We start from the raw sequence: 14,993 nt of genomic DNA on the forward strand, positions 1-14,993 counted from the left end.
CATCTTACTGCCAGCTTGTCCTCACCGCCACGTCTTCTTCTTTTTCCAGCGCCGCTCGCCGCGGGCGCCCGCTTCCTTGGCGCCAAGGTAGAACTCCTGGATGTCCTGGGAATGCATCAAGCGGTCGCAGCTGTCGTTCATCACGATGCGGCCGATCTCCAGCACATAGCCGTAATGCGCCGTCTCCAGCGCCACCTTGGCGTTTTGCTCGACCAGCAGGATCGACATGCCCTGCTCCTCGTTGACGCGCCGGATGATGGTGAAGATCTCCTTCACCAGCAGCGGCGACAGGCCGAGCGAGGGCTCGTCGAGCAACAGCAGCGTCGGCCGGTTCATCAGCGCGCGTCCGATCGCGAGCATCTGCTGCTCGCCGCCCGAGAGCTGGCCGGCCGGCTGGTTGATGCGCTCCTTCAGGCGCGGGAAATAGCCGTAGACGCGCTCTAAATCGTCAGCGACGCCGTCGCGGTCCTTGCGCGGATAGGCCCCCATCATCAGGTTCTCGCGCACAGACAGGAACGGGAACACCTCGCGCCCCTCCGGCACATGGCTGAGGCCGAGCCGCACGATCCGGTCGGCCTCCATGCGCTGGATCGGCTTGCCCAGGAATTCGATCGAGCCCTTCTGCGGATCGAGGATGCCGGAGATGGTCTTCAGGACCGTTGTCTTGCCGGCGCCATTGGCCCCCAGCAGCGTGACGATGCGGCCGCGCGGCACTTCCAGCGAGATGCCGCGTATCGCCATGATCGGTCCGTAATAGCTCTCGATGTTGGAGAGCTTCAGGATGATATCGGGTGTCACCGCGGCATCCATGGGTCAGGCTCCAAGATACGCGGCGACGACGTCGGGGTGCTGCTGAACCTCGGCAGGCGAGCCCATCGCCAGCACGCGGCCGTAGTTCAGTGCGATGACGCGGTCGGAGACCCGATTGACCAGCGACATGTCGTGCTCGACCATCAGCACGGTGATGCCGAGCTCGCTCTTCATGTCCCGGATCCAGAACGACATGTCGTCGGTCTCCTCGACATTGAGGCCGGATGACGGCTCGTCGAGCAGGATCAGCTTCGGCTCCGAGCACAGCGCGCGGGCCAGCTCGATCACCTTGCGGACACCATAGGGCAGGCCGGAGATCAGCTTGTCGCGATAAGGTTCGAGATCGAGGAATTCGATGACCTGCTCGACCCTGCGGCGGTGCAGCTTCTCGTTGGCCCGCACGCTCGGCAGGAACAGCAGCTCCTGCCAGAGCTGCGTGCTCGAGTGCCGGTGGCGGCCGACCAGAAGGTTGGAGAGCACGGTCGCGTTCTCGAACAGCTCGATGTTCTGGAAAGTGCGGGCGATGCCGAGCTTGGCGATGTCGTAGGGCGGCTCCTCAGTGATGTCCTGATCCTCGAAGAAGATGCGGCCCGAGGTCGGCCGGTAGATCCGCGAGATCAAATTGAAGATCGAGCTCTTGCCGGCGCCGTTGGGCCCGATGATCGAGAGGATCTCGCCCTTCTCGACCGCGAAGGACACCGCATCGACGGCCTTGAGGCCCCCGAAATGCAGCGACAGGTTCTCGGCGCGGAAATAGCTCATCGGTTCCGCTCCGACTTCACATAGATCTTCTGCCGCTTGAAGGTGGCGCGCTTGTAGAGCGGGAACAGCTGGAAGAAGAGCTTGATCTTCAGCCAGCGGCCGTAGAGGCCGAGCGGCTCGAACAGCACGAACAGCACGATGATGATGCCGTAGATCGCGCCCTTCAGGCCGTTGAGCGAGGCGAAGGCCGCGACGTTCGACTTGATATTTCCCGCGACCGCCGGGCCGGCGCCAAGCGTCGCCGCAATGCCGGAGATCATGCCGGGCATGTCGTCCTTGAGGTAGGTGAGGAACGGATCGATCATCACGATGAAGATGGCGCCCAGCACCGCACCGTGCAGACTGAAGGTGCCGCCGATCAGGATCACGATGATGAACTCGATCGAGAGCTGCAGCGTGAACATCTCCGGCGAGATGAAGGAGAGCTTATGGGCGAACAGCACGCCGGCAAAGCCGGTGATCGCCGCCGAGATCGCAAAGGACTTCACCTTGTAGAGCGCGACGTTGACGCCCATGCTGCGCGCCGCCGTCTCGCTGTCGCGGATCGCGACGAAGGCGCGCCCTGTCGGCGAGCGCAGCAGATTGAGCGTGCCGACGATGGTCAGCACCAGCACGGCAAGGCAGAGGAAATAGAAGGCCGGGCTGTCGCGCGGCACCGTGACGCCGAGCAGCGACAACGTCTTGACCCGCATGCCCTCGTTGCCGTTGGTGACGCTTTCCCAGCGCGCCAGGATCTCCTCGACGATCAGGGCGAAGGAGATCGTGGCGATGACGAGGTAGATGCCGGTGAGGCGCAGCGCGGGAAAGCCGACCATCGCGCCGATGATGCCGGTCAGGCCGCCGGCGGCGAGGAAGTAGACCGGGAACGGCACGTTGTATTTCTGCAAATAGGCGGCGGTGTAGGCGCCGATGGCGAGGAACGCGGCGTGGCCGAGCGAGGCCTGGCCGGTGAAGCCGGTGAGGATCAGGAGCGCCACGCCGACGGTCGCATAGATGCAGACGAAGACGAGCTGGCTCATCAGATAGCTGGAGAGCACATAGGGTGCGATCAGCAGCAACGCGAGCAGGATGCCGTAGGAGACGAAGTAGCCCGAATGCGGGAACAGCTTGATGTCGTCCTCATAGTCGGTCTTGAACAGGAAGCGCATGGCGTTCAGACCTTCTTGCGGACGTGGTGGCCGAACAGGCCTTCGGGCTTCAAGAGCAGCACCGCGAGCAGCACGAGATAGGGCGCGACGTCCTTCCAGCCTTCGGGCAGGTAGAAGCCGGCCATGCTCTCGATCACGCCGATCAGGACGCCGCCGACCACCGCACCCGGAATCGAACCGAAGCCGCCGAGCACCGCGGCCGGAAACGCCTTCAGGCCGAGCACGAGGCCGACATTGGAATGGATGAAGGTGATCGGCGCCAGCAGCACGCCGGCGCAGGTCGCGACCGCCGCGCTGATCGCCCAGACGATCGACACCACGCGCTTCACCGGAATGCCCATGTAATAGGCGGCGAGCATGTTCTCGGAGCTGGCGCGCATCGCGGTGCCGAGCGTGGTCTTGTTGAAGAACAGCCAGAGCAGCGTGCACAGGATCATCGTCGCCGCGATCACCGACAGTTTGTCGTAGGCGAGCACCAGCGAGCCGATCCGCAGCACGCCCTGGCTGAACGGCGTCTCGATCTTCAGATCGTCGGTGCCCCAGATCATGCCGGCGATCGAGCGCAGGAAATAGCCGAGGCCGATGGTCGCCATGATGATGGAGAATTGCGGATAGCCGAGGATCGGCCGCACCACCACGCGCTCCGCCAGCATGCCGAACAGCGCCATCGCGGCCACCGCACCGGCAAAGCCGATCCAGTAGTTCAGGCCCATCATGCCGATGAAGGTGAAGGCGAAGAAGCCGCCGAGCATCATCAGATCGCCCTGGGCGAAATTGACGACCTCGGTGGCCTTGTAGACGAGCACGAAGCCGAGCGCGATCAGGCCGTAGACGCAGCCGAGCGCAACACCGCTGACCAGCTGCTGAACGAAATCCAGCATTGACGCGCGTCCTCCCGATACAACCGGCGGTTCTTCCCGACCGCCTTGCCGTATCTTGTGTCCAGTCGCTACGCAGTCGTTTCGCTGCGTTAGCGCCATTTGTCCGGAACCAATTCAGCCTGAACCACTCAGCGCTGTCAACAAACGGTGACTTGCCTTTAGTCCAATCCGGATGACGGAATTTGCTGCAGCGCGATTCACCGCGCCGAAACATCTTCGGGCCATGGTCCAAGCGATGCAAAACCGGATGGTGTGGCCGTCATGAAGCCGGACAGCTCGGCACTGGAAGTTAAGGGGTTAACGAAGCGTTTTGACCGTCTGGCGGTCGATAGCCTCGATCTCACCATCCACGCCGGCGAATTCTATGCGCTGGTCGGCCCCAACGGCGCCGGCAAGACCACGACTTTGCGCATGGTGGCGGGCCTGCTGCGCCCCGATGCCGGCGCGGTCTCGATCTTCGGCATCGATGCGCTCCAAAACCCCGTCGCCGCCAAGCAGGTGATGGCGTGGGTCTCCGACGAACCGATGATCTACGACAAGCTGACCCCGCTCGAATACCTCGAATTCGTCGCCGGCCTCTGGGGCATCGCGCCGTCGGTCTCCGAGCCGATCGCGCAGGACCTGCTGGATTCGCTCGGCCTCGCGCCGCACCGGCACGAGCGCTGCGAGGGCTTTTCCAAGGGCATGCGCCAGAAGGTGGCGCTGGCCGGCGCGCTGGTGCACGATCCCCGCCTCATCATCCTCGACGAGCCGCTGACTGGGCTCGATGCCGTCTCGGCCCGCCATGTGAAGGGCCTGCTCAGCGAGCGTGTCCGCGCCGGCTGCACCGTCATCATGACCACGCATATTCTCGAAGTGGCCGAGCGCATGGCCGACCGCATCGGCGTGATCGCCTCGGGCCGCCTCGTCGCCGAGGGCACGCTGAGCGAGCTGCGCCAGCAGAACGGCGATGCCGACACCAGCCTGGAGGATCTCTTCATCGCGCTGGTGACGCTTCCGGAAGCCGCATGAGCTCGGCGACCGCGCTCTCCTGGTTTGCCCGCCACGAGCTACGGCTCGCCTGGCGCGAATGGTTCGCCATGATGACCGGCGGACGGCGCAAGCGGACGCGCGCCGCTGTCATCGGCCTCGTCTGCTTCGCTGCGCTGCTGCACCTGCCGGCCTGGGCGGTGATCGGCCGTTTCGCCGATCTGCAGCTGCCGCTCGACAAATCCTCGCTGATCGTGATCTCGGCGACGATCTTTCTCGCCTGGACCCTGATGCTGTCGCAGGCGATCGAATCGGTGACGCGGGTGTTCTACGCCCGCGCCGATCTCGACCTGATCATGTCCTCGCCGGCAACGCTTGCCAATCTGTTCTCGGTCCGCATCGCCGCGATCGCGCTGACCGTCACGGTGATGGCGCTGCTGTTCTCGACGCCCTTCATCGACGTGCTCGTGATCGGCGGCGGGCCGCGCTGGCTCGCTTCATTCGGCGTCGTGGTCGCGATGGGCCTGTCGGCCGCGGCGATCGCCATCGCCGTCACCATCCTGTTGTTCCGCCTGATCGGCCCGGCGCGGACGCGCCTGATCGCCCAGATCCTCGCCGCGATCATCGGCGCCGGCTTCGTGATCGCGCTCCAGGTCGCCGCGATCATGTCCTACGGCACGCTGTCGCGCTTCACCATCCTGACCTCCGGTAGCCTGGCCGCTCACGCGCCCGACGTCGACAGCATCTGGTGGTGGCCGGCGCGGGCGGTGATGGGCGACAGCGAGGCGTTGCTGCTGCTCCTGGCGCTCGCTTTGGTGCTGCTCGGCAGCGTCATGGCGACGTTCTCTCACCGCTTTGCCGACACGGCGATCGATGCCGCGGCCTACGGCACATCGGGCGGCCGGCGCGCCAAGGAGCGGCCGTTCCGCGCCGGCTCGCGGCAACAGGCGCTGCGTCGCAAGGAATTTGCGCTGCTCTGGCGCGATCCCTGGCTGATCTCACAGACCCTGATGCAATTGCTCTATCTGGTGCCGCCGGCGCTCCTGCTCTGGCGCAATTTTGCCGACAGCTCCGCGGCGCTCACGCTGATCACGCCCGTCATCGTGATGGCGGCCGGGCAGCTCGCCGGGGGACTTGCCTGGCTGACGATCTCGGGCGAGGACGCCCCCGACCTCGTCGCGACGGCGCCCTTGACGCCCTCCAACGTCACCCGCGCCAAGATCGAGGTGGTGCTGATCGCGATCGCCGTGATCTTCTGCCCGCTGATCGCCGCACTCGCTTTCGCCTCGCCTTACCAGGCCGCAATCAGTGCCGGCGCGGTCATTACCAGCGCGGCCTCCGCGACCGCGATCCAGCTCTGGTTCCGGGTGCAGGCCCGGCGCAGCCAATTCCGCCGCCGCCAGACCTCGTCGCGGCTGGCGACCATTGCTGAAGCCTTCTCCTCGATCGGTTGGGCCGCGAGTGCAGCGCTGCTGCTCGCTTTGCCTCTGGCAGGCCTGATCAGCGGCCTGATCACCGCCGGCCTCGTCGCGGTCACCTGGAAGTTCAGCCCAAGACGCGAATAGAGGGCGGGAGCGACAGGTGCGACACTGACGCGCTGTTGATCGCTGGCAGTTGGCCACATGCAGCATTGCACGCTAGACTTTCCCGGAGGCGTCATCGGGGACGGAATTCATGTGGCGACTGGTTTCGGCGACTCTGGCGCTGTTCGGCGCAGTTCTCTCACCTGCCCTCGCCCAACAGCAACCACAGCGCAGCGAATGCCTGGCGATGGCCAACGCGACCCCGCGGGCCATGCCGGTCGCGTTCCGGCAGGCCGCCGGCACCGCCGAGGTCGGGATCACCTATGCCGGCCACTCCACCTATTTCATCGACACGCCCGGGGGCTTGCGCATCGCGACCGATTACAGCGGCGCCTATCAGGTGGGACGGCTGCCCGACGTCGTGACCATGAACCGGGCCCACAGCACGCACTACTCGCTGTTTCCCGACAAGCGCATTCCTCACGTGCTGCATGGCTGGGGCGAGGACGGCAAGCCGGCGCTCGTGTCGGAGCGCATCAGCGACACCTTCATCCGCAACGTCACGACCGACATCCGCCGCTATTTCGGCGACGATGCCGGCACCGACATGATCCGCGACGGCAATTCGATCTTCATCTTCGAGGTCGCCGGCCTCTGCATCGGCCATCTCGGCCACCTCCATCACAAGCTCGACGACAGCCATTTCGCCCAGATCGGACGGCTCGATATCGTGATGGTGCCCATCGACGGCACCTACACCATGTCGCTGGACGGCATCTCCGACATCACCAGGCGGCTGCGCGCCTCGGTGGTGCTGCCGATGCACCGCTTCGCCACCCCGCTCGACGACTTCATGCGCCGGATTGGCCAGCAATTCGAGATCGACCGCCGCTCCGGGCGGTCCTTCCGGATGTCGCGGGATGCGTTGCCCTCGAAGCCGACGGTGATCATCCTCGACGGGGTCTGAGGCGCAATTTTCTCCAAGCCGGTCGCCGGCGGAAAGTGCTGATTTCCTCTCAACAGGAGATCGACATGACCGACTTTGCCAAACTCTTGCACGCGGACGGACCGAATCCCGAGCACACGGCGGCGCTGCAGCTTTACGGCCGCTTTGTCGGCTACTGGGATGCCGAGATCACCGCCCATGGATCCGACGGCGCAAAACACACCGCAATCGGCGAGATCCATTTCGGCTGGGTGCTGGAGGGCCGTGCCGTCCAGGACGTCTGGATCATTCCCCGCCCCGCGGGCTCTCAAGCGTTTCCGATCGCCGGCAACTGGTACGGCACGACGCTGCGTGTCTACGATCCGACCATCGACGCGTGGCGGATTTCCTGGTTCGATCCCGGCCGCAGCGTCTTCCGCCAGCAGATCGGCCATTCGCGCGGGCAGGACATCGTACAGGAAGGCACCACCGAAGCCGGCGAACTGACGCGCTGGAGCTTTACGGAGATCACCAAGGACGCCTTCCATTGGCTCGGCGAGGTCAAAACGGCCAATGCAGCCAATTGGCGACTGGTCGTCGACGTGAGGGCCAAGCGGCGCAAGAGTTGACGACAGCGCCGCATTGCCCGCGGCGACGGGTGCGGTTGCGCAGCGCGCGCTGCTGCGTGGCGAGACGAGATGATAGGCTCCCGGCAAAATAACATGAGGGAGCGAACGCCGATGGCTGCAAGCGGGTTGCCCACCAACACGAGCGGGTTGTTCGTCGAGCCGCGCGAGGACTGGCTTGCGCTGCATCAGGAGGAGATCATCGATCCCGCGCGGCCGATCGTCGATCCCCATCACCATCTCTGGAATCGCGGGCACCGCTATCTCATCGAGGAGATGGCTGATGACATCGCCTCGGGCCACAACATCATCGCGACCGTCTATGTCGATTGCCGCTCGATGTATCGCGCCCACGGACCGGAGGCATTCCGGCCCGTCGGCGAGGTCGAGTTCGCAAACGGGGTCGCGGCGATGAGCGCGAGCGGCGCTTACGGCAAGGCCGCGATCTGCGCCGGCATCGTCAGCCACGCCAATCTGCTGCTCGGCGACGCCGCAAAACCGGTGCTGGAGGCCGAGATCGCGGCCGGCAACGGCCGCTTCCGCGGCATCCGGCATTCCTCCGCCTGGGACGAAGATCCTGTTGTCGCCGGCATGTATGCGAACAGGCCGAAGGGGCTGTTGCAGGACCCGGCCTTTCGCAAAGGCTTTGCCTGCCTCGCGCCGTTGAACCTCAGCTTCGACGCCTGGCTATTCCATCCGCAGATCGGTGAGCTCACCGCGCTGGCACGAGCCTTCCCCGACACCAGGATCGTGCTCGACCATTGCGGCGGCCCGGCCGGGACAGGTCGCTTCGCGGGACGGCGCGAGGAGGTGTTCGCGCAATGGCGTGCGTCGATCCGGGAGATCGCGAGATGCGAGAACGTGGTGGTCAAGCTAGGCGGGCTCGCAATGTGCCTGCTCGGCTACGACTTCCATTTGCGCGAGAGGCCCCCGACATCCGAGGAGCTCGCCGCGGCCTGGCGGCCCTATGTCGAGACCTGCATCGAGGCGTTCGGCGTCAAGCGCGCGATGTTCGAGAGCAATTTCCCGCCGGACAAGGGTCAGTGCAGCTACCAGGTGATCTTCAACGCTTTCAAGCGTATCGCCGCACCGCTGAGCGAGGACGAGAAGACGGCCCTGTTCTCGCAGACTGCAACAGAAGTCTACCGGCTCGAGTTGCCGTCATGACGAGAAGAGGGGCCGGGATGTTATCCCGCCCCCTCTTCGTCGTGGTCGCTGGGAAGCGTCCTTGAAACCTGATTGGTAGCCCTAGCCTGCGCCCATCAGCGAGGCCGGGCGGCGCTCGCCGGTGGCGGTGAAGATCTTCTTGAGCTTGTTCACGACCCGGATCAGGAAGCCGATCATCACGGGATTGGTCTTGCGGCAGAAGGCGATCTTCTTGACGTAGCCTTCGACATGCCATTTGGCATGCGCGCCGTCGCGGAAGAAGATGACATCGCCGGGGCCGTAGCGCTTCGGCGGCATGCCGTCGCTTTCGAGCACGATCGATCCTTCCATGATCATGATCGTCTCATCAATATCGTAGTACCAGTTGAAGCGCCCTTCGGTGCAGTGCCAGATGATGGTCGAGGCGGTGCCGTCGGCGCTGGTGGACAGGATGTGCGAGCGCGACACCGGGTTGCCCTCGATGATCCAGGACGGCTCGATCGGCCGCAGCTCGAGGTCGACATTGCAACTACCGATTTCAATCAATGAGCGCGACATCTTCTTCCCCAGGGGATATAATAAGTATGGCCGGGTCTCGGCCCGGATTGTTTCGAAAGAAGTTGGAACGCTAGTCATCGGTTTTTAATTCTTTCTTACGCAGGCCTCGAAAATCAGCCGGAAGTTGCAGCCGCAACGCGGTTAACGCCGCGATTTCCCTGCAAATTCGCGCACATGAACCGGTCCCTTTTGGGGTGCGACAAAGTGCGCGGAAGCACCAAAACGGAGCCACTCCGATGCCCCTCACGCCCGAGGTTGTGACAGCCAATCGCGCGGTCGTCGCCCGGCTCGCCAGCCTCGACGTTTCCTTCGTGCCGGACGAGGAGCCTTGGTTCACCATCGACGGTATCGACACCCCCCGGCAGATCGGCAGTGACGGCTCCGGAGGCGCGCTCGTGCTTCTGCCGTCGCAGACTGTGCTCTACGTGTCGTCGGAGGGCCGCGCGGGAATTATCGCGGACAGTTTCGAAGCATTCGTCCAGCTCGTCGTCGCCCGCCCCTATTGGCTCGACATCCTCAAATTTTCCGCCGGCGGTGACCTCCAGGAGATGCGGCGCGCGGCGGAGGCACTTGAGGCGACGCTCGACGACGAGGACGAGATCAACGAGGCCCGTGAGGAGATCCGCAAGAACCTCGAGTTCAGCGAGGCGGACGATCCCGTCGGCGCGCTCTACGAGGCAATCGCTGCGTCCGACGCCATCGTGCGGGCCACCGACGGCAGCCCGTTCACGACGCTGTTCAACCGTTTCAGCATCGACAACAATCCAATGCTGCGCAACGCGGCAGAGTGAGAGGTAGCGAGACTGTCGCGAAGACCTCCACCTCTCCCTGCGGAAGAGGTGGGCCACGCCTCGGGCTACCTATTGGATCGAACTGGCTACTACTTCGCCCACTCGCCCTTGCGGAACACCGGGACCTTGCTGCCATCGGGCAAGATGCCGTCGATATCGGTCTCGGCCGAGCCGATCATCCAGTCGATATGGATCAGGCTCTGGTTGCCGCCTTGCGCCGCGATCTGCTGCGGGGTGAGCTGCGCGCCGTTGACGAAGCACTTCGAATAGCACTGGCCGAGCGCGATGTGAGACGCCGCGTTCTCGTCGAACAGCGTGTTGTAGAACAACAGCCCGCTCTGCGAGATCGGCGAGGAATGCGGCACCAGCGCCACCTCGCCGAGGCGGCGGGCGCCCTCGTCGGTGTCGAGCACCTTGTTCAGCACCTCAGCACCGCGCGAAGCCTTTGCGTCCACAATCTTGCCGTCTTCGAAGCGCACCGCGATGTTGTCGATCAGCGTGCCTTGGTAGGACAGCGGCTTCGAGCTCACGACATGGCCATAGACGCGACGGCAATGCGGCGTGGTGAAGACCTCTTCGGTCGGGATGTTGGCGTTGCAGCTGATGCCGTTCTTGGACAGCGAGGCCCCGCCCTCCCATTCGTGGCCGTCGGCAAGACCAATTGTGAGGTCGGTGCCCGGTCCCGAATATTGCAAGGCACGAAAGCGCTGGCCGTTGAGCCAGTTGGTCCGCTCGCGCAGCACCGCATTGTGGCTCGCCCAATTGCCCATCGCGTCCTCGCGATCGACACGGCTTGCTGCGAAAATCGCATCCGCCAGCTTGCCGATGGCAACGTCCTCGGGATCATCGGGGAAGACCTGCTTGGCCCAGGACGGGCTCGGATAGGCGATGATGTTCCAGTTGGTGTCGAAATTGACGATCTTCTCCAGCGCGGGCTGATAGGCCATCGAGTTCGCCTTGCTGGCGCGTGCCACCTTGGAAGGATCTTCGCCCGACAGCAGCATCGGATTGTCGCCGACGATGGCGAGCCGCGCGGTGTTGTCAGCGAATGCCTTGGCCATGCCCTCGTAGAGCCAGCCGGCGGCGCGATCGAAGCTGTTGTCGTGGCCGTGGCGGTAGCGCGCCAGCGTCATCTCCTCGTCCGACAGGATCGGCGTCACGATACCGGCGCCGGCCTTGTAGGCATGCACGGCGATCCGCCTCACCAGCGGCAACGCGATCGCAGGCGCGGTGAGAAGAAGATCCTGTCCCGGCCGCAAGCCCAGGCCCACCTTCACCGCCACCTCGGCCAGCCGGTCGAGCTTCACGGGATCAATGGAAGCGGTGGAATTGCGGTGGTCGGTCATGCGGGGCCCTCTGCCGAAGTCTCTCGTTCAATCTAAGTCTAGCATCGCGAGGCGCAAGTGCGCGAGCACCTTGCGGCACCGAGAAGATACGCAGTTTCACGCATATTGGTTTTCAACGCGTTGCCGATTCAGCACCCGGTCAACCATGTCGGGCGCGAGCCCGAGGTAATTTTTCGGTGAGGTGAGCGCCTCGATTGTGGCGCGATCGATGCGGCTCGCGATCCGCGAGTCCGCCGACAGCGCATCGGCCAGGCTCATTCCCTTGTCGTTGGCCTGACGGCAGGCGTCGTAAACCACGTCATGGGCCTCTTGCCGGCCGAGCTGCGGCGCGAGCCCCATCATGACCGCTTCCGCCACGATCAGGCCGCGGCTGACCGCGAGATTGTCGTTCATCTTCACCTCGTCCACGATCAGGCCGGCGAGTGCGAACTTCGCCTGATGCAGCGCGCCGGCGGTCAGCACGAAGCTTTCGGGGATCGCCATCCATTCGGCGTGCCAGGGCCCCGTGGCGCGCTCGAAATCCTGAACCATGGCGTCGAGCATCAGGCCGGCATGCTGGCGCACCGCCTTGGAGGCCGCCAGCATCAGTTCCGACGAGATCGGATTGCGCTTCTGCGGCATGGTCGAGGAGGCGCCGCGCCCCTTGACGAAGGGCTCGTAGACCTCGGCGAACTCGGTCGAGGCCATGATCATGATGTCGAGCGCAATCTTGCCGAGCGAGCCGGTGACGAGAGCCAGGAAGTTCACGGCTTCCGCAAATCCGTCGCGCGCGACGTGCCAGGTCGAGGCGGGAACGCCGAGCTTCAACTCGGCGCAGAGTGCCTCCTGCACCTCGAACCCCTTGTCGCCGAGCGAAGCCAGCGTACCGGCTGCGCCGGCGAACTGGCCAACCAGCACGCGCGGCTTCAGCTGCCTCAGTCGCTCGGCATGGCGATCGAACATGGCGAGCCAGATCGCGGTCTTGTAGCCGAAGGTCACCGGCAACGCCTGCTGGAGATGGGTGCGGCCGGCCATCGGCGTGTCGCGATGGCGTTTCGAGAGGTTCGCCAGGATGCCTCGGAGTTCGTCGATGTCGCGCGCGACGATCTCCAGCGCGGCGCGGAGCTGCAGCACCACGGCGGTGTCCATGATGTCCTGCGTGGTCGCGCCCCAATGCACGTAGCGGCCGGCCTCCCCGCACTGCTTCGCCAGCTGATGCACCAAAGGGAGGATGGGGTAGCCGACGATGTCGGTTTCCTGCCTGAGCAGATCGAAATCGAGCGCGGCGACGTCAGTCCGCGCCGCGATCTGCTCGGCAGCGTCTCGCGGAATGACGCCGCATCTCCCTTCCGCCCTCGCCAACGCCACCTCGACCTCCGCATAGCGGGCGACCGTCGCGACGTCGGAAAACACCTCGCGCATCTCCGGCGTGCCGAAGGCATCGCGGAACAGCATGGAATCGAGCACAGTGGTGGAAGCGCTAAAGGCGGGCATGGGCGTTTCTTCGTGGTTGGTGTTTTGTATGGGCGATAGCTTATGCAGGCCGCGCGGTTCAGGAAAGGACATTCACGGCTCATCGCATCGACCGCACGACGACATCATGACGGCACTTCCCGTTAATTCGTCATCCTGAGGCGCGGGCGAGCGATGCTAAGCAGCGCACGAGGAGCCTCGAAGGATGAGCGGCCGCGCTGCAGCCGGGCCGTGCATCCTTCGAGGCCTCCGCTGCGCTCCGGCACCTCGGGATGACGATGTTGGATATGCGAAGATGATCTTTCTTGGTGATTTGCTCAGCGCAACATCCTGGCAGTGGTTGTATTCCCTCCGACAAGGGCATGGCTGCCATCACACGATGGCGGTGAACCAGGCGCCCCTCTCGGCAGACTCACAATTTTCGACCCAAATTTCCTTTTTGTCGTTTGCTTGCCCGATGTCGTTGTGAAGCCTGAGTTTTCGACGTGCAGTTTCTGTTCCGGGACCACCTCCTCGATACCGACTTGCGCGAGCTGAGCCGCGAGCAGGTTCCAATTGCCGTGGAGCCGCAGGTCTTCGACCTCGTCGTCCACCTCATGCAGAACCGCGACCGCGTCGTCAGCAAGAACGAGCTGATCGACAAGATCTGGCACGGCCGCAGCGTCTCCGAATCCACTCTGACCAGCCGGATCAACGCCGCGCGCAAGGCGATCGGCGACAGCGGCGCGAGCCAGACCCTGATCCGCACCATCGCCCGCAAGGGTTTTCGCTTCGTCGGCGATGTCGAGGCCAAAGGTGGTGCGATCCTGCCGGAACACGGCCGCGCCGCCTTCATGCCGCGGGCTGCGCTGGCGCTTCCCGAGCGGCCCGCGATCGCCGTGCTGCCCTTCACCAATATGAGCGGCGAGGACGGGCAGGATTATTTCTCGGACGGCATCAGCGAGGACATCATCACCGCGCTGTCGAAGCTGCGCTGGTTCTTCGTCGTCGCGCGCAATTCCTCCTTCGTCTACAAGGGCCGCGCCGTGCACATCCGCGAGGTCGCGCGCGAGCTCGGGGTACGCTACGTGGTCGAAGGCAGTGTGCGGCGGAGCGGCGAGCGGGTGCGCATCTCGGCCCAGCTCAACGATGTCTCGACCGGCAGCCATCTCTGGGCTGAGCGCTACGATCGCGAGCTCGCCGACATCTTCGCCGTGCAGGACGAGATCACCGAGGCGATTGTCGCCGCGATCGAGCCACAGCTCTATGCCGCCGAAAACTTTCGCGCCCAGCAGAAGCCGCCGGGGAGTCTCGACGCCTGGGACCTCGTGATGCGCGCGCTGTCGCATCATTGGCGCATCACGCGCGAGGACAACGCCGCCGCGCAGGGGTTGCTCGAACAGGCTGTCGCGATCGATCCTGCCTATGGCAAGGCGCTGGGCCTGCTCGCGACCAGCCACATTTTCGGTGCGCATATGGGCTGGGCCGACATGGCGACGACAGTGCCGATCGCCGAGCGCGCGGCGCTCGCGGCGGTGGAAGCCGATCGCGAGGACGCCTTCGCCCACCACGGGCTCGCCTACACCTATCTGTTCCGCCGCCGCTTCGACGACGCGCTGGCCGAGTTCGAGCTGGCGCTGCAGCTCAATCCGAATTTTGCAATGGCGCACGCCTTCCATGGCGTGACGCTGTGCTACGCCGGCCGGTGGCAGGACGGCGACGCCGCCGCGCGCCGCGCATTGCGGCTCAGCCCGCGTGACCCGCTCGCGGCGATCTATTGCGGGGTTGCGGCCTATGCCCGGTTCGTCGCCCGCGACTATGAGGGAGCCGTGCAGATGGCGCGGGAGTCGATGCGGCAACGCGGCGATTTCGTCGGCGCGCACCGCGTGCTGACGGCTGCCGCCGGGATGTCAGGAAATCCGGCGCTCGCGGCGACCGCCCTGGACGGTCTGCGCCGCGCTCAGCCCGGCATCTCGCTCGGCTGGATCACACGCGAGCTGCCGATGCTGCGAGACGAGGATCGTGCGCATTATTTGGAAGGGTTTCGGCGCGCCGGAATGACGTGACGGCGGCGCGA

The 14,993-nt window shown here is 64.7% G+C and carries 14 protein-coding genes; 7 read left to right on the forward strand and 7 right to left on the reverse strand.

The genetic code is table 11. The features are described from left to right. Positions 1 to 21: 21 nt before the first annotated feature. From ML401_RS32185 to ML401_RS32200, 4 genes are read right to left on the reverse strand one after another with little or no spacing between them, the layout of a single operon-like run. Positions 22 to 810, reverse strand: coding sequence for an ABC transporter ATP-binding protein (locus ML401_RS32185; RefSeq protein ID WP_194404597.1), 789 nt, complete (start codon positions 808 to 810; stop codon positions 22 to 24). Positions 811 to 813: 3 nt separating this feature from the next. After that, positions 814 to 1,572, reverse strand: a complete 759-nt coding sequence (locus tag ML401_RS32190; protein ID WP_211415760.1) for an ABC transporter ATP-binding protein — start codon at positions 1,570 to 1,572, stop codon at positions 814 to 816. Next, positions 1,569 to 2,720, reverse strand: coding sequence for a branched-chain amino acid ABC transporter permease (locus ML401_RS32195; protein WP_285808070.1), 1,152 nt, complete (start codon positions 2,718 to 2,720; stop codon positions 1,569 to 1,571). Before ML401_RS32195 ends, ML401_RS32190 begins: the two co-directional genes overlap by 4 nt. 5 nt (positions 2,721 to 2,725) lie before the next feature. Continuing rightward, the gene (locus tag ML401_RS32200) at positions 2,726 to 3,601 is read right to left on the reverse strand and encodes a branched-chain amino acid ABC transporter permease (RefSeq protein WP_194404600.1); all 876 of its coding nucleotides are present in this window, start codon (positions 3,599 to 3,601) and stop codon (positions 2,726 to 2,728) included. Positions 3,602 to 3,862: 261 nt separating this feature from the next. On the opposite strand from ML401_RS32200, the gene ML401_RS32205 reads away from it, so the two are divergent. The 5 genes from ML401_RS32205 to ML401_RS32225 all read left to right on the forward strand — a co-directional run bounded on the left by ML401_RS32205 (position 3,863) and on the right by ML401_RS32225 (position 8,811). Continuing rightward, positions 3,863 to 4,612: an ABC transporter ATP-binding protein gene (locus ML401_RS32205; protein ID WP_212067790.1), complete on the forward strand. Its 750-nt coding sequence runs from the start codon at positions 3,863 to 3,865 to the stop codon at positions 4,610 to 4,612. Then, positions 4,609 to 6,135 carry a permease gene (locus ML401_RS32210; protein ID WP_259217758.1) on the forward strand — a complete coding sequence of 509 codons (1,527 nt, stop codon included), beginning with the start codon at positions 4,609 to 4,611 and terminating at the stop codon, positions 6,133 to 6,135. Before ML401_RS32205 ends, ML401_RS32210 begins: the two co-directional genes overlap by 4 nt. Positions 6,136 to 6,244: 109 nt before the next feature. Further along, positions 6,245 to 7,060 carry an MBL fold metallo-hydrolase gene (locus tag ML401_RS32215; RefSeq protein ID WP_285808071.1) on the forward strand — a complete coding sequence of 272 codons (816 nt, stop codon included), beginning with the start codon at positions 6,245 to 6,247 and terminating at the stop codon, positions 7,058 to 7,060. Positions 7,061 to 7,125: 65 nt separating this feature from the next. Then, positions 7,126 to 7,647: a hypothetical protein gene (locus ML401_RS32220; RefSeq protein WP_285808072.1), complete on the forward strand. Its 522-nt coding sequence runs from the start codon at positions 7,126 to 7,128 to the stop codon at positions 7,645 to 7,647. A gap of 111 nt (positions 7,648 to 7,758) precedes the next feature. Further along, a complete protein-coding gene (locus tag ML401_RS32225; RefSeq protein ID WP_285808073.1) occupies positions 7,759 to 8,811 on the forward strand; it encodes an amidohydrolase in 1,053 nt (350 codons plus the stop codon). Positions 8,812 to 8,892: 81 nt separating this feature from the next. On the opposite strand, the gene ML401_RS32230 is transcribed toward ML401_RS32225, so the two are convergent. Beyond that, positions 8,893 to 9,348, reverse strand: a complete 456-nt coding sequence (locus ML401_RS32230; protein ID WP_194404606.1) for a cupin domain-containing protein — start codon at positions 9,346 to 9,348, stop codon at positions 8,893 to 8,895. A 236-nt stretch (positions 9,349 to 9,584) separates the two neighbouring features. Here ML401_RS32230 and ML401_RS32235 point away from each other — a divergent pair, with 236 nt between their 5' ends. Continuing rightward, the gene (locus ML401_RS32235; protein WP_285808074.1) at positions 9,585 to 10,139 is read left to right on the forward strand and encodes a hypothetical protein; all 555 of its coding nucleotides are present in this window, start codon (positions 9,585 to 9,587) and stop codon (positions 10,137 to 10,139) included. An 89-nt stretch (positions 10,140 to 10,228) separates the two neighbouring features. Here the strand turns inward: ML401_RS32235 and ML401_RS32240 are convergent, their stop codons facing one another. Together ML401_RS32240 and pcaB are read right to left on the reverse strand one after the other, a co-directional pair. Beyond that, positions 10,229 to 11,485, reverse strand: coding sequence for an aminopeptidase (locus ML401_RS32240; RefSeq protein WP_194404608.1), 1,257 nt, complete (start codon positions 11,483 to 11,485; stop codon positions 10,229 to 10,231). Between the two features lie 96 nt (positions 11,486 to 11,581). Further along, on the reverse strand, positions 11,582 to 12,958 hold the full coding sequence (gene pcaB / locus ML401_RS32245; RefSeq protein WP_285808075.1) for a 3-carboxy-cis,cis-muconate cycloisomerase: 1,377 nt from the start codon (positions 12,956 to 12,958) through the stop codon (positions 11,582 to 11,584). A 464-nt stretch (positions 12,959 to 13,422) separates the two neighbouring features. On the opposite strand from pcaB, the gene ML401_RS32250 reads away from it, so the two are divergent. After that, the gene (locus ML401_RS32250; protein WP_285808076.1) at positions 13,423 to 14,982 is read left to right on the forward strand and encodes a winged helix-turn-helix domain-containing protein; all 1,560 of its coding nucleotides are present in this window, start codon (positions 13,423 to 13,425) and stop codon (positions 14,980 to 14,982) included. Positions 14,983 to 14,993 lie beyond the last annotated feature (11 nt).

Origin of the sequence: Bradyrhizobium sp. 62B, assembly GCF_030272265.2 — a bacterium.
In the GTDB taxonomy this organism is placed as follows: Bacteria; Pseudomonadota; Alphaproteobacteria; order Rhizobiales; family Xanthobacteraceae; genus Bradyrhizobium.